The following is a 20,916-nucleotide window of genomic DNA, read 5'->3' as shown; positions in this document are numbered from 1 at the left end:
ACCAAGCACCGCCTGATCTTGTCCGATGTGATCGCGTACGAGACTGATCTCAGGCCGCGAGTGCTTCCTTGGTCAGTTCCCAGGCCTGACTGAGCTTCTTCGAGCGCACGTCCAGTTCCGCGTTGACGTCAGCAATGCGCTTTTCGATCCGTGCCTTCGCAAGGCCGGTCGCAGTCTGCGCCTGATCCTGAAGCGTCTTGATCCGGGCATCGGCTTCCGCCTTGGCCTGATCGAGCCGTGCCTTGGCCTGCTCCTGGGTCGCCTTGATCTGCGACTTCACCAGTTCGATGTCCTTCTGAATGGCGGCGCGGTTCTCGGCCACGGCATGCTCGAGCTCATCGTTGAGCGCTTTCAGATCGGCCTTGAGAGCAGCGCCCTCGCGCGCCAGCTGGTCGCCGACCACTTCGCCGCGCAGCCGTCTGAACACCATGCCGCCGAGCTTGTTCAGGCTCGTATCGACCGGAGCAGTCCAGCTCTCCTCGATTTCGGCGAGAACGGCGACCTTGCCGGACGTGAGGGTCTTCGAGACATCGTCGAGGAACGTCACATCGACGCCGCTCTTGTTCAGGTCGAAGACAAAGCCTGCCAGGCCGCCGAGAGAGGCACCGATGGCCATTCCGGCCGGCCCGCCAAGGATCCCGACCATGCTGCCGGTGAGCAGTCCCACCGCGGTGCCGACCGGCCCCGTCTCGACGGCCTGCCTGAGTTCGATCTTTCCGGTGTTGTCCTTGGCGATCACCGCCGACGAGTAGAGACAGATATCTCCATTCCGGTGCAGATCCTTCAGGGCGCTGAGCCCTTCGAAGGCCGTGGCTTCGCGGTCGAAAACCGCAACGATCATCTTGTTCATGGGTATGGTTCCTTCTGTTAGGGTTGTTGGGTCGTGAGGTGGGTGGATTTTCCCCCTGTCGGCGGCCGCGCGCCTGTCGGCTGACGGGACTGGTCCCCCCCCCCCGTCGCGACCGCAGATGATCGCGACGTCAGTTCGGTCGAATTCACGGGCTGTCCGGCACCGAGCGGTTAAGGGGAACTGGCCTGCCCATCGGCGACCCCGACAGGAAACGATCCGCCAGTTGGCCGAACGATGAGCCACCGCCTATTGAGCGGGACTGATCGCTCGCTTGAACGCCTCACGCGCGGCTTGATTGGCGCGATCGAACGTGGCGCGTGTTTCAGACAGCGCGGAGTTGAGGGCCGACCAGGATTCCGTTCCCGCCCGGGCGAGGTCCTGGAGCTTGGTCTCGGCAGTCGCGGCGTCGGTCTTCATGCGCGAGACGGTCGCATCGATTTCCCGCCGGCGCTCGACGGCGAACTCCTTCGCGGCGGCCTGCAGCTTGTCCGCCGTGTCGCGCCACGCATTCAGCTGAGCGGTGACCTGGCTCTGAAAAACAGCCTGTTGCTGCTCGAATCCGGCGCCGAATGTCTCAAGGTATTTCCTGGTCTCTCCCTCGAAGGTCTTCCATTCGGTCTCGAGCCTTGCCTTGGCGCCCTCGGCCGTGGCCTCCCCCGCTTCAGCCAGCTTCGTCACGGCGGCTTCGAATTCGTCCCGCTTCTTCTTCAACTCGGCAATGAACTGGTCGGCCTTGACGCGGGTATCCACCTGCATCTGCGCGGACTTGTTTTCGAGCGAGGTCAAGGTGGCATCCATCTCGTCAATCCGCTCTTTGGCCCAGCTGAGAAAGAAGTGAGCGCTGCTGGTTTGGGTGGGCATCGGACTGGTCCTCTCGATGTGAAGATTAACTGTCTTGGAGTTTGCCCGCCCAAGGTCCGGAGTTCTGTCCGATTTCGGACATCCGCGTCGAAAAGGAGCCGATCGATTGACCTCGATCAATGAGAGACCCGCGCGACTACCCGTTTTCTCAATGCCTCGCGCTCCTGCAGGGGCGCTGGTCCACCGGGGCCCGCTCGATATGATATGGTGGCCGATGCCTGCCAGCCTTGGGCTTCAGGCGTCGAAGCCTGTTCCACAACCTTCCGTTGTTCAGTCCGTCAGAGGTATGCCGCCATGCATGTGACCTCTAACGTTTCGGCCGCACCGCCCCATGACCGGAGGGGCATCAACAATCGCCTGCTGCTTGCGTTGCCTCCCGCGACGCTGGACCGGATACTGCGGCTTTCCGAACCCGTGAGCCTGGTCCAGGGGCAGAGACTCGATACCTCTGGCCGGCCGATCACGCACATCCATTTCATCAACCGAGGCCTCGTTTGTATTGCCAAGACGATGGAAGACGGAAAAACGGTGGAGATTGGCGCCGTCGGCATTGAAGGCGTCGCCAATCTGCTGCCGCTGGTTGGTGTCGACAGGACGATCCTTGACGTGGTCGTGCAAATTCCGGGAACGGCCCTTCGCATGGGGTGTGATGCCATGCGACGCGAGCTCGCCAATGATGACGCACTTCGCCAGGTCGTTCAGAATTACGTCCGCTTCGGGCTGAGCGAACTTGCGCGGCACATCGCCTGCAACCGTTTGCACCATATCGAGCAACGCTGCTGTCGCTGGCTGCTGATCGCGCAGGACCATGCCCTGTCAGACGAATTTCCCCTGACGCACGAATCTCTTGCGATGATGCTGGGCTATCAGCGCGCCGGAGTTTCGACTGCTATGCACGCGCTGGTGAAAGCCGGGTTCATCAGGCACAAGCGAGGGTCGGTGATCGTCGTGGACCGGCCGGGCCTCAAGGCTGCAGCATGTGGCTGTTATCGCGAGATGCAGGACGAACTCGACGAATTCCTCCCGCGAAGCAAGCCGGCGTGAGGATGTGATCCAGGCAAAGGGAGTGTTCGCCGTCACCTGGCTCTCCATAGGCGAGAACGCATGTGCACGGCCATGTGTGCCACCGAACCAGCAAGCCCGCCAGCGCCATGCGCCGCCACGCCGTGGAGGCCTTCACGGCCATTCCGATCGATGGGGGCTCAGACGTGTCTTGCTGCCAGCCTGGGAACGCGCCGGCCGATACAGGGGACCAATGAAGCTCAGGGCCGGCGGAAGAAGCCATGGGCCGACGTCGGAGACCTGAGACGAACCGCAGCGCCCTGCCGGCCGTAGATGGTACGATGTCCTGCCGGCGAGGGTCGACCATGCAGCCCGACGAAAAGCCGACCGTCTTCTACGACGGTTCCTGCCCGCTCTGCCGGGCCGAGATCGACCTCTATCGTCGCCAGGATGGCGAGGGACGGGTGTGCTTCGTGGACGTGTCCGCGCTGGATGCGCCGCTGGACCCGCGCCTGACCCCGTCGACGGCGATGGCGCGTTTTCATGTGCGCGACGCGGATGGAGCCATGCAGTCGGGCGCGGCGGCCTTCGTGACGCTCTGGTCGGCGATTCCCGCCTGGCGCCTTGCCGCGCGGATCGCGCGTCTTCCGGGAGTCACGCCCTTGCTGGAGCTCGGCTACCGGGCCTTCCTGCCGGTCCGCCCCTTCCTGTCGCGCGCCTTCGGTCGATGGAAGCGGCGCAGCAGCCTCAGGGCCTGATGCGCCCGGCCACGGCCCAGTCGCCGCCCCGGCGCTGGAGCACGATGCCCTCGCCCGACGCAGGAAAGATGCCCGTCAGGGCGGTGATGTTCACCTGATGCGTCACTACGACCAGCGCGCCCGGCCCGTTCCAGGCCGCCAGGATCCGACGCGCCGCAAGGGTCTGAGCCTCACCCCGGCTGCGCGCCGAGAAGAACGAATTGAAGGCGGGTTCCTCGCTGGCACGGCCCGGAAAGGCCAGCTCCGCCGTCTCGCGGGTCCGGCACCACTGCGACGCGAGCACCGCGCCGACCCGGACAGACCGCTGTGCGAAGGCGCCACCAATCCTGGCGGCCTGCGCCCGTCCTGCGTCATCGAGATTGCGCTGGCTGGCACAGTCGCCGATCCGCATGTCCGGGGGATCGCCTCCGCCCGGCGCATTGGCGTGACGGAACAGGACGACGCCGCCCGAGGCGAGAACCTGCCAGGCCCGCTGCTCCGCGTCCTGCGCTGCGAGCGGGGCGGCAGAAGCCACCAGTCCGCCTAACGCAGCCAGCAGCATCAAGCGGCGTCCCAGCCCGTCGAGAATTCGTCCCATCGTGCCTTCCTGACGGCCTACATACGCGGCGCAGGCTACGGCGGATCGCCGATCGTGAGAGGCCTCATTGCGCGCATCGAGCCAAGACGGCCGCCGGCCGCACGCGGGACTCCGCTCATGCCTCTCGCCTGGCGCATGCTGTCCGCGGTGGCGGGATGGACGGAATGGTGGGGGAAGCAGGACTCGAACCTGCGAAGGCGTAGCCAGCGGATTTACAGTCCGCCCCCTTTGCCGCTCGGGACATTCCCCCGTCCCAGTCCCGTGGGGCCGAAGCCCTTGGGGTGTGGCGCGCTTGATAGGGACGCCCCCCCGCCCTGTCAACCGGCAAAGCAAAACGGCGGCGCCGCACCATTGCGAAGGCGGCCTCCGCATGGGAAGAGGGCGCATGACGACATCTCCTCCCAAGGGGCCCAAGAAGCCCTTCCGTCCCTTCTCCAAGCCCGGCAAGCCCTTCAAGGGGCGTGGCGGACGCGTGCTGCGCGAGCCTGCTCCCGAGTTCGAGACGGGCACGGTGCTGCTCTATGGCTGGCACACGGTGTCGGAGGCCCTGCGCAACAAGAACCGCCGGATCCGCCTGCTGCTCGCCACCGAGAACGGCGCCAAGCGCCTCGACGAGGAAGGTATCGCGCACGAGGCGACGATCGTGCCGGTGCGCGACATCGACAAGCGGCTCGCAGCGACGCCCGATGCGGTGCATCAGGGCCTGTTCGCCGAGGCGGACGCTCTCGATGCACCCTATATCGATACGATGCCCGCCGAGGGCGTGCTGCTGCTGCTCGACCAGATCACCGATCCGCACAATGTCGGGGCCATCGTGCGCTCGGCCGCGGCCTTTGGCGTCAAGGCCATCGTCACCACCAACCGGCATTCACCGGAAGCCACGGGCGTGCTCGCCAAGAGCGCCTCGGGCGGCCTTGAGCACGTGCCCTTCGTCACCGTGCAGAACCTCTCCCGTGCCATAACGGAACTGAAGGAGCGCGGCTTCCAGATCATCGGGCTCGACAGCGAGGGCGAGGACGACCTCGACGCTGTGAAGCTGCGCGAGCCGGTGGCCCTCGTGCTCGGCGCGGAGGGCAAGGGATTGCGGCAGCTGACGCGCGAGACCTGCGACACGCTGGCGCGCATCGACATGCCCGGCGTGATCAAGAGCCTGAACGTCTCCAATGCCGCCGCGCTCGCCCTCTACGCGGTGACGACCCGGCTCGGCCTCAGGCGCTGATCATCGGCGCGGCCGGCGCTGCTGGCGCGGCTGCTGCAACCGCTGACCGTCGAGGGTGATGACGCGCGCTTCGGAGCCGCTGGGATAATAGGGCTGGCGTGGCCCCATGGCGGGGCGCGCCGGCGCGCCGGTGACCGCATAGGGGCCCGATCGCGGCCTGAGCGGATAGACCGGCACCACGTGGTGCGGATGGGTGTGGACGGGCGGCTGGTAGATCGGCAGCGCCTGGCCATAGTCGACGACCGGCGGCCTCTGGCGCCAGACCCCGGCGCGGGCGCGGCGGACCGGGCAGCCGCCGCAATCATAGGCGTGGCGGGTGACGATCTCGCCGCCCCTGCCCCGTTCGTCGGTGATGGAGACGCTGCGGGTCTGGGCGACCGCCGCCGTCGCGAATGTGATGAACATCGGCAGCGCCAACGCCACCGGCATGCGAGACCAACCGCTCATGGCCGGACCTTTCGTCGTCGGGCGCCACACCCAGCTTAAATCTAGCGCCACCGGGGCCGCGCCGGAAGTCGGGGGATGCATCGCCGCAGCCAGCAATTCGAAACGTGATGAACGGTGCGGGCAGGCCGGATCAGCCATTCACAAGAAGGCTGGCCAGCAGCGCGCCGACGAGCAGGATCGCGGCGATGGTCGCGGCCATATGGGCGAAGCGGTAGAAGGCCTCGACGCGGGCCCCGGCGATGGCCGCCTGGGCGAAGGCCGCCATCGGCCTGTCCACCTCATCCAGCAGCAGCCAGACCTCGGTATCGCGGAACGGCTTGCGGGGCGCATGCCACGCCTTGAGCACGAGGATCGCCGCCGAGAGCAGAAAGGCCACGCCGCCGATCTTCAGCGCCAGCACCGGTTCGGAGACGAAGCCGATCATCGCGGTGACAATGGCGAGCGCCGCGAACCCGCATCCGCGTGCGGTGGAGAAAAGAGCTGCGCGCCTGATCTCGGGCGACATGGAAGCTCGCGGCAACGATGAGGAACGCTCCAGCGTAACATGCGGGGCCGGACACAGAAGGGGATTGTGCCACTCTCACGCGCTGTTGATTTTCGCCGCGATCCGTCGTCCGGCGTCAGATCACGCCAAACAGTCTGCCGAAGGCGGGCAGCGCGAGGATGCCGGTCCCCGCGAGCCAGATGCTCAGCGACGTCGGATCGCTCTGCGTGCGTCCCGTCGCGCGCTCAAAGAGGGCGGCAGGGATGCCGGCGAGCAGCACCGAGCCGACCGCCAGCAGCAGCGAGGACAGGTAGAACTGGATCACCGGCGAGGTGATGAAGAGGGTCGCCAGGATCGGCCGCAGCAGCACGAAGGCGCCGTCGTAGAGCGGCGAGAAATGCATGCCGTTGACGAGGCCGAGCGTCGCGATGCCGAGAAGGTAGCCGTCCTGCCGGAGGGCCTGTTCGCGCTCGTCCATGTCAGCCTCCGACCTTCGGCAGGAAGCCGAACATGGCGGCGATCAGCAGCCAGAGCATACGCAGGATGACCAGCCAGAAGATCGTCGCGATCATGACGAGACCGTTCGGGACGATGGCCGGCGTGATCGTGCGGACGGACCGCAGCACCGGGTCGGTCACCTGGGCGAAGACCCGCCAGATCACCTTGTCGCTGTCCGGCTTGAAGAGCAGCGACAGGATGTAGCGGCCCACCAGCGTGTAGAGCAGCGCGGCGAGGAGGAGATTGGGGCCGTGGTAGAGCCAGTCGGCAGCGGACAGGGTCATGATCACTCTCGCCTAGCGCGAAGCGGCGCCCGGGTAAAGAACGGGCGGGGGACAACAATCCCCCGCCCGCCTGTTTGTGTGGTGCGACAGAAGAGCGCCGTCAGGTGGTCTTCTCCTCCATCAGCGTCTTGCCTCGCGGACGACGGCAGGCATCGATGAAGTCCTGCATCTCCTTGGACGGCTCCGGCGTCATCAGCGACACCACATACATCACCAGGAACCCGACGGGCAGACCGAAGAGAGCCGCCGAGATGTTGTTGATGTTGAACCAGCCGACCTTCGAGGCCATGGGATGCGAGGCGACGACCCATCCGTCCATGGCATTCGGAGCCGCCATGGCCGTGGTGAGGTCGACGATCGGCGCCCAGGTGATCGGATTGAGAAGCGCCGACATGCCCAGATACTTCACGCCGAAGCCCGGGAAATAGCGCGTCACGATCAGGTACATCATGCAGACGCCGAAGCCCGCGAGCATACCCCAGAAGGCGCCCTGCTTTGTCGTCCTCTTCCACCAGACGCCGAGGACGAGGGCCGGGAACAGGCCTGCCGCAGCGATGGAGAAGGCCCAGGCGACCATCGACAGGATGTCTGCCGGTCTCTGGGACGCGGTCCAGGCCGCCGCGATAGCGACGACGACCAGGAAGACGCGGGACACGACGAGCCGGCGCGCGGTGGGCGCGTTCGGATCGATCATCTTGTAGTAGATGTCGTGCGACAGGGCGTTGGCGATAGCCAGCAGCAGACCGTCGGCGGTCGACAGCGCGGCGGCGAGGCCACCGGCGGCGACGAGGCCGGCGATCACATAGGGCAGGCCGGCGATCTCAGGCGTCGACAGCACCACCACGTCGGTGTTGATGGCGAAGTCCTGCCAGCGGAGAATGCCGGCATGGCCGGAAATCGCGCTACAGGCCTCGCGTATTGCCTCCGCGGAGGCCGCAGCCTTGCCGCAGATCGTCACCAGACCGAGCGAACCCCAGTTGTAGACCCACTGCGGCATGTCCGTGAGGTTCTTGCCGATCAGGGTCGAATAGACCTCGAGCTTGGAGAACGCCGCATAGGCCGGAGCGGTGAAGTAGAGCAGGAAGATGAACAGCAGCGACCAGGCCACCGAGATGCGGGCTTCCTTGACGCTGGGCGTCGTGAAATAGCGCATCAGAACGTGCGGCAGCGAGGCGGTGCCGACCATCAGGCAGAGGATCAGCGCGAAGTAGTTCGCCGGCGAATAGCTGGTGAACGGAGCCACGTGCTGCTTCATGCCAGCCGGTGCGAGCCCCTGCTGGATGAAGCTCTGCTCGAGCGAGGAGATCTGGCTGATCGCCTGGCCGTAGGTGAGCTGCGGGATCGGGATGCCGAACTTCTTCGCCGACAGGATGACCACCGGGATGAGGTAGGCGACGATCAGCACGATGTACTGGGCCACCTGGGTCCAGGTCACGGCGCGCATGCCGCCGAGCATCGAGCAGACGAGGATGCCGAGGAGGCCGACATAGACGGCGACCACGAAGTCCATGCCGAGGAAGCGCTGGGCGATGATGCCGGTCGCGAAGATCTGCGCCACCACATAGGTGAAGGAGCAGCACATTAGCACGATGACGCCCATCAGGCGGGCGGCGTTGCCCTCGTAACGGGCCGCCAGGAAGTCGGGCACCGTGTAGGCGCCGAACTTGCGCAGGAACGGCGCGACGAGGATGGCCACCAGCACGTAGCCGCCGGTCCAGCCGAGCACGAAGGCGAGGCCGTCGTAGCCGAGCAGGAAGAGCGAGCCGGCCATGCCGACGAAGGAGGCGCCCGACATCCAGTCGGCACCCGTCGCCATGCCGTTGTAGAAGGCCGGCACGCGCCGCCCCGCCACGTAATATTCGGACACCTGCATGGTGCGCGAGATGATTCCGATGAAGGCATAGACCAGGATCGTGAAGCCAACGAACATGTAGCCCAGCACCCGGTTGGGCACGCCGAGCTGCTCAAGGATCGCGATCAGAACGATGAATGCAGCAAAGCCTCCGGTGTAGATACCGTAGACCCTGCCGAGATTGTTGAGAAAGTCGCCGCTGCCGGTGGATTCTTGCGTAGCCATGTTCGCCCCCTTATTCCTCTTCCGCCACGCCTTCTTCGACGTCGATCTTGTCCTGCGCCCTTGCGAACACGAACAGCATGACGACGAAGGCGATCAACGAGCCCTGGGCGGCCATGTAGAAGCCGAGCGGGAACCCGAGAATCACGATCTTGTTGAGCGGAACGACGAAGATGTGGACGAAGAAGCTGAAGAAGAACCATAGCCCCAGCATGATATACATGAGGGTACTGGTTTTGGCCCAATAGGAGTCGTGTTTATCTGGCATCCGATCATCCTCCCTGATCTTGGTGCGCCTCTGCGGGCGCTTGGGGCCGAAACTGCCCAATAACGACAAACGGACGGCCGACCGGAATCGTGCCGCATCCGATGAAACGGTAAGTGTTCGACGCCGCGACGTCGCTTGAACTTTAGGCTAACCCTGTTTTCGCCACATTTCGAACCCGGCTTTGCTGCATCGCAGCATGATCTTCTGCGGCGTTTCTTGGCCGGCTTCCCGATGCTCCTGCAGGACGGGAATTCCCCGTATTGCACCGCCGCATGGCCTGTCCGGCGAGGTGTGCGGCCGGACCCAGCGGAGACCTGACCCGCCGTGAGGCGGATTGAAAGGGAGGGACACGAAGCGCGATACTGCACCGAAGGTCTAATCCCAGAAGGCCAGTCGGAGGATCGCCCATGCAGAGTCTCACGCCCGACGACCTCGCCCGCATGGTGCCCGATGGCGCCAGGCTCGCCCTGCCGGTGGACTATGCCGGCGTGTCGATGGTGATGACGCGCCCGCTGATCGCCCGCGGGCTGCGCAACCTCCACGTCGTCTGCCTGCCGACCGGCGGCATGCAACCGGATATGCTCATCGGCGCAGGCTGCGTCGCAACCATCGAGACCAGCGCGATGACGCTCGGCGAGGCCGGCGGGGCGCCATGCTTCAGCCGCGCCGTGCGCGAGGGCTCCATCAAGGTCATGGACGCCACCTGCCCGGCCGTCCATGCCGGCTTTCTTGCCGCCCAGAAGGGCGTGCCCTTCGCCACCCTGCGCGGCATGATCGGCACCGACGTGCTCGCCAACCGGCCCGACTGGAAGGTGATCCAGAACCCCTTCTCCGACGAGCCGGATCCGATCGTCGCCATTCCCGCCATCCGGCCGGACGTGACGATCTTCCACTGCCCGATGGCGGACCGCGACGGCAATGTCTGGATCGGACGTCGACGCGAACTCGCAAGCCTCGCCTATGCCTCCGAACGCACGCTCGTCACCGTCGAGCGCATCGTCGATACGAGCCTGCTGTCGGACGAGGTGATGGCCGCGGGGGTTCTCCCCGCGCTCTATGTCGAGGCGGTCGCGGTGGCGCCGCAGGGGGCCGCCCCCATCGGCCTGTGGGGCGAATATCCCGCCGACATGGCGGAGATCAGCCGCTATGCCCGCGAGGCGCGCACGCCGGAAGGTTTCCGCGCTTTCCTCGACGGCGCCGACCGCGCGCTGGAGGCGGTGTGAGCATGTCGCCTGCCGATGCCCCCGTCCTGCCGCGCGAGCGGCTGATCGTCACCATTGCCCGGCTGCTGGAGGGTGTGCGCCATGTCGCCGTCGGCGCCTCCTCCCCCATTCCCGCCGCCGGCGCCATGCTACTCAGGGCGCTCGCCGAGCGCGGCGGCAAGCCGAAGGTGCGCATCTCCATCCTCGGCTCGCGCGAGCACAACTTCTTCACCAACGGCTCGGCGGAGCTCTTCGACTGCGCCGGACAGGGGCGCATCGATGCCTTCTTCCTCGGCGGCGGCCAGATCGACGGCGAGGCCAACATCAACCTCGTCGGGACCGGCGACTATCCGCAGACGCCGGTGCGCTGGCCGGGCTCCTTCGGCTCCAGCTATCTCTATTTCGTCGTGCCGCGCGTCATCCTGTTCCGCGAGGAGCACACGCCGCGCGTCTTCGTCGAGAAGGTGGATTTCGTCTCCGCGCCGGGGACGAGCCCCGAGGGCGTGCATCGCTCCGGCGGGCCGCATGCGCTGCTGACCAGCCTCGGCGTCTTTTCCTTCGACAAGGCGCGGAAGCGGTTCCGGCTCGAAAGCGTCCACCCCGGGCACACGCTCGCCGAGATCAGGGCCGCGACGGGATTTGCCTTCGATCACGACGCCGATCCGGCGGAGACCGCTGATCCCGACGCGGCGACCCTCTCGCTGCTGCGCGGCCGCGTGCTCACCGAGCTCGGCGAGACCTATCCGGAATTCGCCCGGCAGCTCGCAACGACCATCGCCGCTGCGGAGACCCGGCTGGGACAGCCCTCGTAACTCCCTCAGCGCTCAGGTCGGCGCGACGGCCGCTGTCTCCGCCCGCGCGATCCGCCGCGAGCGCCTGAGGTTGATGGCCATCAGCACGATGAACACCGAGATGGCGACCCAGTTGGCGATCTCGCCGAAGGGCACGATCAGGACGAAACCGGCGACGCCCATCAGGACGCGCTCGACGATCTTCATCGGCGCCTCGGCAAAACCTTCGATCGCCGCCGACATGCCGTAGATGCCCGGCAGGGCGAAGGCGGCGATGTAGAGCTGGACGAAGATGTTGCTCGACAGGAAGGGCTGGTAAGCCATCATCAGGGGCACGAAATAGAGCGCCTTCGACAACCGCCAGGCGACCATTGCGGAGGGTATGGGCTTCGCCTCCGCGATGGAGGCGGCCGCATAGGCGGGGATGCAGACCGGCGGCGTGACGTTGCTGTCCTGGCTGAGCCAGAAGATGATCATGTGGGAGGACAGCAGCGCCAGCGTCGCCGCGCCCGGCGTCAGCAGAGACTCGAAGACCTGGCTGCGCATCTCGATGGGGATCGCCGCAAGGAGGCGTGCTGCGTCCGCCTTTGCCATGGCCGTCCCCCCGGGCGGGATCGCCAGGTCCGGGGCCGCCAGCTGGCCGATCATCCGGACCATGTCGGGGATGTTGCCGGCGACGAGCGAGGCGGTCGCCGTCTGGCTGAGGATCATGTCGGTCAGCGCGGGCGCCGAGAGCGTCGCCAGCACCACATAGGAGGCGGTGACGGGCAGCGCCGCGCCGAGGATGAGGGACGCCAGCGCGATCAGCACCAGGGCGATGGCGAGGTTCCCGGCCGCCCAGCGCTCCACCATGATCGAGAAGGTGCTGCCGATACCAGTGGTGGCGACCGCCGAGATCATGATGCCGATGCCGACGAGCAGCACCGCCGTCGGCGCCATGCTCTTCGCTCCAACCGCCAGAGCCTCGATGATGCGTCGCGGGCCCATCGGCGTGTCCGAGATCCAGGAGACCACGACGACTGCGGCAATGGCGGCTCCCGCCGCATAGGCCGGGCCAATGCCGGTGAAGAGCAGGTAGAGAAGAAGCGTGAAGGGGACGAGGAACGGCAGGCCGCGCCGACGGACCGTCTCCCACATGGGCGGTGCTTCCTCGTCGACGAAGCGCAGGTCGTGGCGCTTGGCGTGGATGCGCACGCCCATGGCGACGCCGAAGAAATAGACGAGGGCCGGAATCGCCGCGACCGCCGCGATGGTGAGATAGGGGATCGACGTCATCGAGGCCATGATGAAGGCCCCTGCCCCCATGATCGGCGGCAGGATGCCGCCACCGGTGGAGGCGGCCGTCTCGACGCCGGCGGCGAAATGCGGCTTGAAGCCGGCCTTCTTCATCAGGGGAATCGTGACGACACCCGTCGAGGTGACATTGGCGACGGCCGAGCCGGAAATGGTGCCGGAGAGCGCCGAGGCGATGACGGCGACGAAGCCCGGACCGCCGAGCATCCGGCGGGCGAGCGCGCGGCCGATGTCGAGAACGAACCTGTCTGCTCCGGACACCTGCAGGAAGGCGCCGAAGATGATGAACATCGCGACGAGGTTCCACGAGATCTGCGCGATGTTTCCGAACATGCCGTCGTCCGAATAGAAGACTCGGAACAGTGCGATCTCGAGGCTGAGGCCGGCAAAGCGGAAGGCGCCCGGCACCCAGGGGCCGAGCACCGTCATGTAGAGGGAGGCGATGATGCAGAGGATCGGCACGACCCAGCCCGTCGTCCGGCGGATCAGTTCCAGCGCAATCAGCGGCGCGGCTATGGTGAAGACCCAATCATACCAGCGGAAGGTGCTGGAGCGGGCGTAGAAGCTCTCCTCGCCGAGGAACAGATAGAAGACGCAACCGACCGCCAGAAGGCAGATGATGATGTCGGCGAAAAGCGCAAGGGCGCCGCGGCGGCCGCCGCCGGAGAGCAGGGGCCAGCTCAGCGCGCCGATCACGGCGAAGCCGGCAAAATGGATGGTGCTGGCGCGCAGTTCGCTCAACACCCCGAAGGTGTTCAGCCAGATGTGCCAGGCCGCCAGCAGCGCGCCCCCCCAATAGACGAAATGCGCGACGAGGCTTCCCTCGCCGCGCGGATTGCGGTCGTCCCGCAGACCGACAGTGTCGCTCACGGATCAGGCCGGGCGAATACGCTCGGGGATCGTGACCCCCTTCTCGCGATAGTAGAGCGCCGCGCCCGGATGGACCGGATTGACGATGCCGGCGAGAGCCGTCTGGATGTTGATCTCCTTGGTTGCCGCGTGGATCCCGTTGAGGAACGGCAGGTTCTCGAAGATCGCCTTGGTGACCTCGTAGACGTCGGCTTCCGGGACGGTGTCGTTCACGGCGAGGAAGTTGGGCTGAACGATGGTCTGCAGCGGCTGCGGCTGGTTCGGATAGGAGTTGGCCGGAATCGTGAAGGGCACGTAGAGGCCGTTGTCGCCATCGGCCTTCTTCGCCTGCTCCGGCGTGAACTGCAGCAGCTTGAAGTCCGACGCGTTGCGGGCGAAGAGCTGGGTGATCGCCGCCACCGGCACGCCGCCGCCCGGATTGGAGCCGTCGATCTGGCCGTTGAGCATGGCCTCCGTCGAGGGGCCGAAGCCGAGGAACACCAGGTCGAAGATGTTCGGGTCGATGCCCATGTTGGCGAAGATGAAACGGTTCGAGAATTCGGTGCCCGAATTGCGCGCCGACATGGAGAAGCGCTTGCCGCGCAGGTTCATGATGTCGTCGATGGTGCCGGTGGGCGCATAGCGGGCGCGAACGACGAAGTGCTCGACATTGCCCCAGAGCGCGCAGATGGAGCGCACGTTGGGCTGCTTTCCGGCCTGGGCGATGGGGCCGGATCCGTCGCGGGCATAGACGCCGAACAGGCCCTGGAGAATGGCGAACTGGGCCTGGTTCTCGCGCATCAGGCGGATGTTCTCGCCCGAACCGGCGGAAGAGATGGCCGACATGTCGATCTGCTTGGCGCTCTGCAGGCGCAGCTTGGCGAGGGTCGCGAGGGCGACGCCTACGGGATAGTAGGTGCCCCCGAGGGTGGCGGTCGCGAGAATGTAGTTGCGCGCCTGAGCGCGGGCGATGGACGGCGCTGCGATCAGCCCCGCGGTACCGATAATGAATTGGCGACGATCGGGCATTTGGTTGTTCCCCCTTGGTGGATGTTCGTTGTCGGACAAACTAGGGCGAACGCGGCGGAAGGCAAACTTCAAATTTGACGCACCCCACCACCGGCACCGGGGACGACACAGCCGGCGGTCCGGACAGCCTCAGGCCTCGGCCTGCACCGCGCCTGCGGCGATGAGGCCGTCGATGTCGGCTTCGGAGAGCCCGGCCTCCCGCAGCAGTTCCACCGTATGCTCGCCAAGCCGCGGGGCCGGGCGATGCGGCTCCGGCTGCGTCGCCGACCAGGTGCCGGCCGGTTGGATCTTGCGGATCGCCCCCTCGCTCGGATGATCGACGACTGGCATGAAATTGACCGCCTTCAGATGCGGGTCCTCCATGATCGTCGCGAAATCATGAACCGGCACGAAGGGAATGTCGGCCTTTTCCAGGAGCGCCATCCACTCCACCGTGGTGCGCGAGAGGAAATCGGCCGCGACCTCGGCGTAGAGCGCATCGATATTCTCGGTGCGCGTCTTGATCGAGGCGAGGCGCGGATCGGCATCGTGCGCCGCGGCGCGGCCGGTGGCGGCGTAGAAGCTCTTCCACTGCTTGTCGTTGTAGACGAGCGCGCAGATGTAGCCGTCCTTCGTCCGGTAGGGCCGGCGCTCCGGGGAGAGGAGCCGCTGGTATCCGCCCTCGCCGATCGGCGGATCGAAGGTGAGGCCGCCGAGATGGTCGCCGAGCGTCAGGCCGACCATGGTCTCGAACATGGGCACGTCGACGCGCTGCCCCTGCCCCGTCCTCTGGCGATGAAACAGAGCAGCGTTGACGGCCCCGACGGCGGCGAGGCCGACGATGCGGTCGGCGATGGCCGCCGGCACGTAGCGCGGCGTGCCGTCGCCGGCGCGGGCGATGAGGTGCGGCAGCAGCGCCGCGCCCTGGATCAGATCGTCATAGGCCGGGCGGGCGGCATAGGGGCCGTCCTGGCCATAGCCGAACATGCCGGCATAGATGATGTCCGGCTTCACGGCGCGGACATCCTCGTAGCCGAGGCCGAGCCGCGACATCGCCTGCGGGCGGATGTTGTAGGCGAGGACGTCGGCGCCCTCGCAGAGCGTCAGGAGGGCGCGGCGACCGCCCTCGCTTTTCAGGTCCATGACGATGGAGCGCTTGGAGCCGTTGGCGTTGAGGAAGAGCGCCGCCATGCCGTGGTGCCGCGCCGGACCGATGTAGCGGACGGGATCGCCGCCCGGCGCCTCGACCTTGACGACGTCGGCACCCATCTCGGCGAGCACCTGCGTCGCCGAAGGGCCCATCATGACGGTGGTCAGGTCGAGGATGCGGATGCCGGCCAGGGGTCCCACTGTGCGGCGCCCGGCTCAGGATTTCGGCGCGTAGTCGCGGCCCTTGACGAGGCGCGTCGGGCTGTAGGTCATCACGCACTCACCGCGCTGGTTGATGACGCGGTTCACCGTCTTCACGATGCCGCGGCCGGGCTTCTTCGTTGCGCGGCTCTCCAGCACTTCGCATTCGACATGCAGTGTGTCGCCCGAGAAGGTTGGTCCCTCGACGTTGAGGTCCATGCCGAGGAAGGACAGGCCGACACCCTGCACGACGGACTGCATCAGAAGACCCTCGGCGAAGGAATAGACCAGCGCGCCGGGGCAGAGGCGCTTGCCGGCGAAGAGCGATTCCTCCTCAAGATACTCGAGGTTGGTGAACAGCACCTCGACCATGCCGGTGACACCGACGAATAGGGTGATGTCGGCATCGGTGACGGTGCGGCCGATGGTGCGGAACTTCATCCCGACCGGCGTGTCTTCCCAGCGCAGGCCGAGGCCCACCGTCTTCATTTCGTCCGCCATGGCTTCCTCCGGTTCTTTCGCAGCCTTGGCCGCGGTGCTAGATGACAGGCTCGAATTCGTCAATACGATTAAGTTTATCGCATATGCGATAATAAGGAGACGGCCTGATGCCTGACGTCATCACTGTCGAGCGCCGCGGTCCGGCCGCGATCCTGACCTTCAACCGACCCGACGCGCTCAATGCGTGGAACGGCGCGATGCGCGAGGCAATCGTCGCGGCGCTCGCCGATCTCGACCGCGATCCCGAGACCCGGGCGGTCATCGTCACGGGCGCCGGCGACCGGGCCTTCGGCGCCGGCCAGGACCGCGACGAACCATCGCCGTCCGACGACCAGATCGACGCCTGGGTGGAGGGGTGGGGCCGCTTCTTCGGCGCCTTCCGGACCCTTTCCAAACCCACCATCGCGGCGCTCAACGGCGTTGCCGCCGGCTCGGCCTTCCAGGTGGCGCTGCTCTGCGACTTCCGTGTCGGCCATGCCGGGGTGCGCATGGGCCAGCCGGAGATCCGCGCCGGCATCGCGTCCGCGTCCGGGCCCTGGATCATCGGCGCGGCGCTCGGCCGGATGGTCGCGACCGACCTCTGCCTCACCGGGCGGATGTTGGATGCAGAGGAGTGCCGCCGTCTCGGCCTGTTCTCGCGCGAGGCCGAACCGGGAGCGGTGGTCGAGGCCGCCCTCGCCCTCGCCGCAGATCTTTCCAGGCTCGAACCGGCCGCGATGGCGCTCACCAGGATGCGCCTGAGGCGTTTCGGCGATGATGATTTCGCCGAAACGCTTGCGCTGTGGCCGGCCATGCTGCGGGGTGTCCGCAAGGCCGGCGCCTGATCCGGGCGGGCGGGCCCCGCTCAGTTCATGGTGATGCCGTTCTCCTTCACCACCTTGTCCCAGCGGGCGATCTCCGCGAGGATGTACTTGCCGTACTCCTCCGGCGTGCTGCCGAGCGGCGTCGTCTGCTGCACTTCCAGCCGCGAGAGGAACTCCGGGTTCTTCAGCGCGGTCATCATCGACGCATTGACCTTGTCCACCACCGGGCGCGGCGTGCCGGCCGGCGCGACGATGCCCTGCCAGGCGCCGATCTCGAGGTCCTGAAGGCCGAGTTCGGTCAGCGTCGGCGTGTCGGGAAGGGCCGCGAGGCGCCGCGTGCTGGTGACGGCCAGCGGCTTCAGGCGGCCGTCCTTGATGAAGGGCAGCGACGAGTTGATCGTATCGGTCATGAAGTGGACGCGGCCGCCGGCGAGGTCCACGAGCGCCGGGGCGCTGCCGCGATAGGGCACGTGCGTCACCTTGGCGCCGATGCGGCCGAGCAGCAGGGCCGTCCCCAGATGGGTGATCGAGCCGTTGCCGGTGGAGGCATAGGACAGCTTGTCGGCATTGGCCTTCACGTAGTCGATGAACTCCTTGACGTTGCTCACCGGCATCTCGTTGTGGACCTCGAGGACCATCGGCACCGTCGCCGACAGCCCGATGGGCGTGAAGGCCTTGGCGTCATAGCCGAGGCGCGGATAGAGCGCCGGGCTGATGGTGATGGCCGAGGTGTTGTAGAAAAGGTTGTAGCCGTCCGGCGTGGCCGAGGCGATTTCCTGCGCAGCGATGTTGCCGTTGGCGCCGCCGCGGTTCTCGATGATGATCGGCTGGCCGAAGGACTCGGCCATGTACTGGGCGAGCTGGCGGGCGACGATGTCGGTCGGGCCGCCGGCTGCAAAGCCGACGAGCATGCGGACCGGCCGTACCGGATAGGTGGCCTGCGCCCGGCCGATGGCCGGTGCGGCAAGCGAAAGGCCCAGGGCTGTGGTGCCCAGGGCAAAGCTGCGACGATCGATCATGAAATTCCTCCCTTTGAAACGTTGGATAGCGGCGCGCCCGTTGCGGTGATCGCCGCGTCGGGCGCGATGGAAGACGGCAAGGACGTGCGGGGCAAGCCCTGCCGGTCGGGGGACGCCATGTCGTGGACGCGGCCATCGACATAGGCGATCTTGTGCCGCTGGACCTTCTCGGTCTCGGTCTTGGGAACCGCAGCGGCAAATTCGATGTAGCGGGGCATCATGAAACCCGGAACGCGGCCCGCGAGATAGGCGAGGACGGCCTGCGGCGCGGGTGGGGCGCCGTCCGGAACGACGAGCACCTTGATCTCCTGCCCCAGCACCGCGTCCTCGACTCCGACGACGGCGCAGTCCGCCACACCGGGCATCTTGCGCAGCACCGTCTCGATCTCGACGGGCGAGACCATCTCGCCGCCGCGGCGGATGAGTTCCTTGATGCGGCCATGGAAGACAACATAGCCGTCGGCGTCGATATGGCCTCGGTCGCCGGTGTGGAACCACAGGTTGCGCGAGGCCTCGACCATCTTGTCGGGCTGGCGCCAGTAGCCGGTGAGGATAACACCCGGCTTCAGTGGGCGAACGACGATCTCGCCCTGCTCGCCGGAGGGGAGCTCATTGTCGTCGGCATCAACGATCCGGACATCCATGTCCGGGCGGATGCGGCCACAGGAACCGATGCGGGTGGCGCTTTCCGTGTTGATGCAGACGAAACCGCCGATCTCGGTCATGCCGTAGAGTTCGCGCACCTTCACGCCGAAGCGCTGCTCGACCTCGCGCCAGACCTTTTCCGGCGCGCCGCCCCCGGTGCAGAAGCGCAAGGCATGGTCGCGATCCTCGCCATGGCGGGCGACCAGGATCGACAGGATCGTGCCGACATAAGTGAAGCAGGTGGCGCGGAAGCGCCGGGCGTCATCAAAGAACGCAGAGGCCGAGAACTTCTCGCGCAGGATCAGCGCATAACCGGCCTGAAGCGCCGACATCACCGCATACATCTGCGGATTGGCGTGGAACAGCGGCAGGACGACCATGCAGCGGTCGTCGGCGCGGAACCCGAGGGCCGCGACGATCTCCGCGCCCGCAGCCAGATAGGCCGCGTGGCTGTTGATGACGCCCTTCGGCAGACCTGTGGTGCCGGAGGTGTACATCATCGTGGCGGGGGCGAGCGGCCCGAGGCGCACCGGCCGCTGCGTCCCGTCTTCGCCGCCCGGCGTCATCAGTGCGGCATCGGCGGCGAGTTCCATGAGCGGAATGCCGAGGAACGCGCCCTGCCCGGCCGCGCCCTGCGACGCGAGGAAGGTGCGGTCGGCGACGACCAGCTTCGCCTCGGACTGGGTGACGACATAGGCGAGCCCGTCGCCGACGAGTTGGGTGTTGATCGTGACCGCGACCGCGCCTGCCAGATTGATGCCGAACCAGGCGATCAGGAATCCGGCGCTGTTGCCGGCGATCAGCGCCACGTGGTCGCCCGGGGCGATGCCGCGCGCCTGCAGCGCGGCGCCGAAGCGCCGGGCCGCCGCATCGACCGCGCCGAACGACCACTCGCCCTCGTCCGTGACCACGAAGGTGCGGTCGGGATGGGCGGCGGCGTTGCGGGCGAGGAGGTCGGTGATCATGAGGCGGCGAGATGACGCATCAGGTATTTGCCGAGCGTGTTCTTGAGGATCTCGGCCGAGCCGCCGGCGATCTCATAGGCCTTGGCGTCGCGCAGAAAGCGGCCGAACGGGGCGTTCTCCATGACGCCGTAGGCGCCGCAGACCTGAACGGCGAGCGCCGCGACGTCGGTCGCGACCTTCGCCGCCTTCAGCTTGGCGGCGCTGGCGTAGCGGTCCTGGTCGACGCCGTCATCGAGCGCCCGGGCGGCGCGATAGACGAGAAGGCGCGCCGCCTCGATCTCGCTCATCATGTCGGCGAAATACCACTGTATCCCCTGGAACTCGATGACGCGCTGATCGAAGGCCTTGCGCTTGCCGACGAAGTCGAGGGCGGCGTCGAAGGCGGCGCGGGCGATGCCGATGCTGATGGCGCCGGCCAGCGTGCGCGAATAGTTGAGCGTGCCGACCGCCTGCCGCACCCCCTTGCCCTCGACGCCGATGAGCGCGTGGTCCGGCAGGCGCACGTCCTTCAGCACGAGGTTGACGTGCGGCCCGTTGCGCAGGCCGAAGGTCGCCGAATTGGTGCCGACATAGGAGGACAGCCCCTCCAGCCCCATCGGCACCGCGAAGGTCGACACCCCGACCGGCGTTTCGGCGAGGATGATGAAGAACTCGGCGGCCGAGCCTGAGGTGATGAAGGACTTCTCGCCGTTCAGCAGCCAGCCCTGGCCGTCGCGCACCGCCTTGGTGTCGAGGCTGCGGATATCGCTGCCGTGGTTGGCCTCGGTCAGGGCGTAGGAGGACAGCAGCCCCTGACCGAACTGCGGCAGGTATGTCGCCTTCAGCGTGTCGTTGCCGAAGGTCTTCAGGATGGTCTGGGCCTGGAAGATGGTGATGAGGGAAATGCCCACCGCGCCGCTGGCATAGGACACCTCCTCGAACACCGCGGCGGCGTGGCTGTGCGTCAGGCCCGCGCCTCCCTGCTCCCTCGGCAAGGTCACCGCGTTGTAGCCGGCCTTCGCCATGGCCTTGAGGATGTCGCGCGGATAGACGTCGCGGCGGTCGATGTCATCGGCGTGGGGGACGATCTCCCGCCGTGCGAACTCCCGGACGCCCGCGACATAGTCCGCGTCGATACAGGCCGGCCAGAGTTCCATCCGTGATCCGTTTCCTATTTTCCCTGCCGCAG

General features: G+C 66.6%; 22 protein-coding genes and 1 tRNA gene. 6 read left to right on the top strand and 17 right to left on the bottom strand.

The window, feature by feature from the left end; genetic code table 11:
* Positions 1–49: 49 nt before the first annotated feature.
* A complete protein-coding gene (locus ACJ4V0_RS09620) occupies positions 50–850 on the bottom strand; it encodes a DUF1269 domain-containing protein (protein WP_448299363.1) in 801 nt (266 codons plus the stop codon).
* A 246-nt stretch (positions 851–1,096) separates the two neighbouring features.
* A complete protein-coding gene (locus tag ACJ4V0_RS09615; protein WP_448299362.1) occupies positions 1,097–1,711 on the bottom strand; it encodes a sll1863 family stress response protein in 615 nt (204 codons plus the stop codon).
* Positions 1,712–2,005: 294 nt separating this feature from the next.
* Here ACJ4V0_RS09615 and ACJ4V0_RS09610 point away from each other — a divergent pair, with 294 nt between their 5' ends.
* On the top strand, positions 2,006–2,755 hold the full coding sequence (locus tag ACJ4V0_RS09610; protein WP_448299361.1) for a Crp/Fnr family transcriptional regulator: 750 nt from the start codon (positions 2,006–2,008) through the stop codon (positions 2,753–2,755).
* 323 nt (positions 2,756–3,078) lie between these two features.
* Positions 3,079–3,471, top strand: coding sequence for a thiol-disulfide oxidoreductase DCC family protein (locus ACJ4V0_RS09605; RefSeq protein ID WP_448299360.1), 393 nt, complete (start codon positions 3,079–3,081; stop codon positions 3,469–3,471).
* Here the strand turns inward: ACJ4V0_RS09605 and ACJ4V0_RS09600 are convergent.
* On the bottom strand, positions 3,461–4,048 hold the full coding sequence (locus ACJ4V0_RS09600) for a histidine phosphatase family protein (RefSeq protein ID WP_448299359.1): 588 nt from the start codon (positions 4,046–4,048) through the stop codon (positions 3,461–3,463). The genes ACJ4V0_RS09605 and ACJ4V0_RS09600 overlap by 11 nt on opposite strands.
* Positions 4,049–4,213: 165 nt before the next feature.
* A tRNA-Tyr gene (locus ACJ4V0_RS09595) sits at positions 4,214–4,298 on the bottom strand.
* 135 nt (positions 4,299–4,433) lie between these two features.
* On the opposite strand from ACJ4V0_RS09595, the gene rlmB reads away from it, so the two are divergent.
* Positions 4,434–5,267: a 23S rRNA (guanosine(2251)-2'-O)-methyltransferase RlmB gene (rlmB, locus tag ACJ4V0_RS09590; protein WP_448299358.1), complete on the top strand. Its 834-nt coding sequence runs from the start codon at positions 4,434–4,436 to the stop codon at positions 5,265–5,267.
* Here rlmB and ACJ4V0_RS09585 read toward each other — a convergent pair whose 3' ends face one another.
* The 6 genes from ACJ4V0_RS09585 to ACJ4V0_RS09560 all read right to left on the bottom strand — a co-directional run bounded on the left by ACJ4V0_RS09585 (position 5,268) and on the right by ACJ4V0_RS09560 (position 9,322).
* Positions 5,268–5,714, bottom strand: coding sequence for a hypothetical protein (locus ACJ4V0_RS09585; protein WP_448299357.1), 447 nt, complete (start codon positions 5,712–5,714; stop codon positions 5,268–5,270). It abuts the gene before it with no gap.
* 130 nt (positions 5,715–5,844) lie between these two features.
* A complete protein-coding gene (locus ACJ4V0_RS09580) occupies positions 5,845–6,219 on the bottom strand; it encodes a hypothetical protein (protein ID WP_448299356.1) in 375 nt (124 codons plus the stop codon).
* 115 nt (positions 6,220–6,334) lie between these two features.
* Positions 6,335–6,676, bottom strand: coding sequence for a hypothetical protein (locus ACJ4V0_RS09575; RefSeq protein WP_448299355.1), 342 nt, complete (start codon positions 6,674–6,676; stop codon positions 6,335–6,337).
* Position 6,677: 1 nt separating this feature from the next.
* A complete protein-coding gene (locus ACJ4V0_RS09570; RefSeq protein ID WP_448299354.1) occupies positions 6,678–6,980 on the bottom strand; it encodes a YggT family protein in 303 nt (100 codons plus the stop codon).
* A gap of 100 nt (positions 6,981–7,080) precedes the next feature.
* A complete protein-coding gene (locus tag ACJ4V0_RS09565; RefSeq protein WP_448299353.1) occupies positions 7,081–9,057 on the bottom strand; it encodes a sodium:solute symporter family protein in 1,977 nt (658 codons plus the stop codon).
* A gap of 10 nt (positions 9,058–9,067) precedes the next feature.
* Positions 9,068–9,322: a DUF4212 domain-containing protein gene (locus ACJ4V0_RS09560; protein WP_448299352.1), complete on the bottom strand. Its 255-nt coding sequence runs from the start codon at positions 9,320–9,322 to the stop codon at positions 9,068–9,070.
* 407 nt (positions 9,323–9,729) lie between these two features.
* On the opposite strand from ACJ4V0_RS09560, the gene ACJ4V0_RS09555 reads away from it, so the two are divergent.
* Both ACJ4V0_RS09555 and ACJ4V0_RS09550 read left to right on the top strand, forming a co-directional pair.
* Positions 9,730–10,545: a CoA transferase subunit A gene (locus ACJ4V0_RS09555; protein WP_448299351.1), complete on the top strand. Its 816-nt coding sequence runs from the start codon at positions 9,730–9,732 to the stop codon at positions 10,543–10,545.
* A gap of 2 nt (positions 10,546–10,547) precedes the next feature.
* Positions 10,548–11,336 (top strand): CoA-transferase, encoded by a 789-nt coding sequence (locus ACJ4V0_RS09550; RefSeq protein WP_448299350.1) that lies wholly within the window; start codon positions 10,548–10,550, stop codon positions 11,334–11,336.
* 12 nt (positions 11,337–11,348) lie between these two features.
* On the opposite strand, the gene ACJ4V0_RS09545 is transcribed toward ACJ4V0_RS09550, so the two are convergent.
* The 4 genes from ACJ4V0_RS09545 to ACJ4V0_RS09530 form a co-directional block, all read right to left on the bottom strand.
* Positions 11,349–13,478: a TRAP transporter permease gene (locus ACJ4V0_RS09545; protein ID WP_448299349.1), complete on the bottom strand. Its 2,130-nt coding sequence runs from the start codon at positions 13,476–13,478 to the stop codon at positions 11,349–11,351.
* Between the two features lie 3 nt (positions 13,479–13,481).
* Positions 13,482–14,486 (bottom strand): TAXI family TRAP transporter solute-binding subunit, encoded by a 1,005-nt coding sequence (locus tag ACJ4V0_RS09540; protein WP_448299348.1) that lies wholly within the window; start codon positions 14,484–14,486, stop codon positions 13,482–13,484.
* A 129-nt stretch (positions 14,487–14,615) separates the two neighbouring features.
* Entirely contained in the window at positions 14,616–15,815 is a 1,200-nt protein-coding gene (locus ACJ4V0_RS09535; RefSeq protein WP_448299347.1) for a CaiB/BaiF CoA transferase family protein, read from the bottom strand.
* A gap of 15 nt (positions 15,816–15,830) precedes the next feature.
* Positions 15,831–16,316: a MaoC/PaaZ C-terminal domain-containing protein gene (locus tag ACJ4V0_RS09530; protein WP_448299346.1), complete on the bottom strand. Its 486-nt coding sequence runs from the start codon at positions 16,314–16,316 to the stop codon at positions 15,831–15,833.
* A 107-nt stretch (positions 16,317–16,423) separates the two neighbouring features.
* Here ACJ4V0_RS09530 and ACJ4V0_RS09525 point away from each other — a divergent pair, with 107 nt between their 5' ends.
* Positions 16,424–17,140 carry an enoyl-CoA hydratase/isomerase family protein gene (locus ACJ4V0_RS09525; RefSeq protein WP_448299345.1) on the top strand — a complete coding sequence of 239 codons (717 nt, stop codon included), beginning with the start codon at positions 16,424–16,426 and terminating at the stop codon, positions 17,138–17,140.
* 20 nt (positions 17,141–17,160) lie between these two features.
* Here ACJ4V0_RS09525 and ACJ4V0_RS09520 read toward each other — a convergent pair whose 3' ends face one another.
* Genes ACJ4V0_RS09520 through ACJ4V0_RS09510 form a run of 3 tightly spaced genes read right to left on the bottom strand, consistent with a single transcriptional unit; the run spans position 17,161 to position 20,884 of the window.
* Positions 17,161–18,138 (bottom strand): Bug family tripartite tricarboxylate transporter substrate binding protein, encoded by a 978-nt coding sequence (locus ACJ4V0_RS09520; RefSeq protein ID WP_448299344.1) that lies wholly within the window; start codon positions 18,136–18,138, stop codon positions 17,161–17,163.
* Positions 18,135–19,748, bottom strand: a complete 1,614-nt coding sequence (locus tag ACJ4V0_RS09515; RefSeq protein ID WP_448299343.1) for a class I adenylate-forming enzyme family protein — start codon at positions 19,746–19,748, stop codon at positions 18,135–18,137. Before ACJ4V0_RS09515 ends, ACJ4V0_RS09520 begins: the two co-directional genes overlap by 4 nt.
* Positions 19,745–20,884, bottom strand: a complete 1,140-nt coding sequence (locus ACJ4V0_RS09510) for an acyl-CoA dehydrogenase family protein (protein WP_448299342.1) — start codon at positions 20,882–20,884, stop codon at positions 19,745–19,747. The genes ACJ4V0_RS09515 and ACJ4V0_RS09510 overlap by 4 nt, the downstream gene beginning before the upstream one ends.
* Positions 20,885–20,916 lie beyond the last annotated feature (32 nt).

The sequence above is a fragment of the Phreatobacter aquiterrae genome, assembly GCF_053471285.1.
The sequence above is the reverse complement of the archived record's forward strand: the minus strand, read 5'-3'. Positions and strand labels throughout refer to the sequence as shown.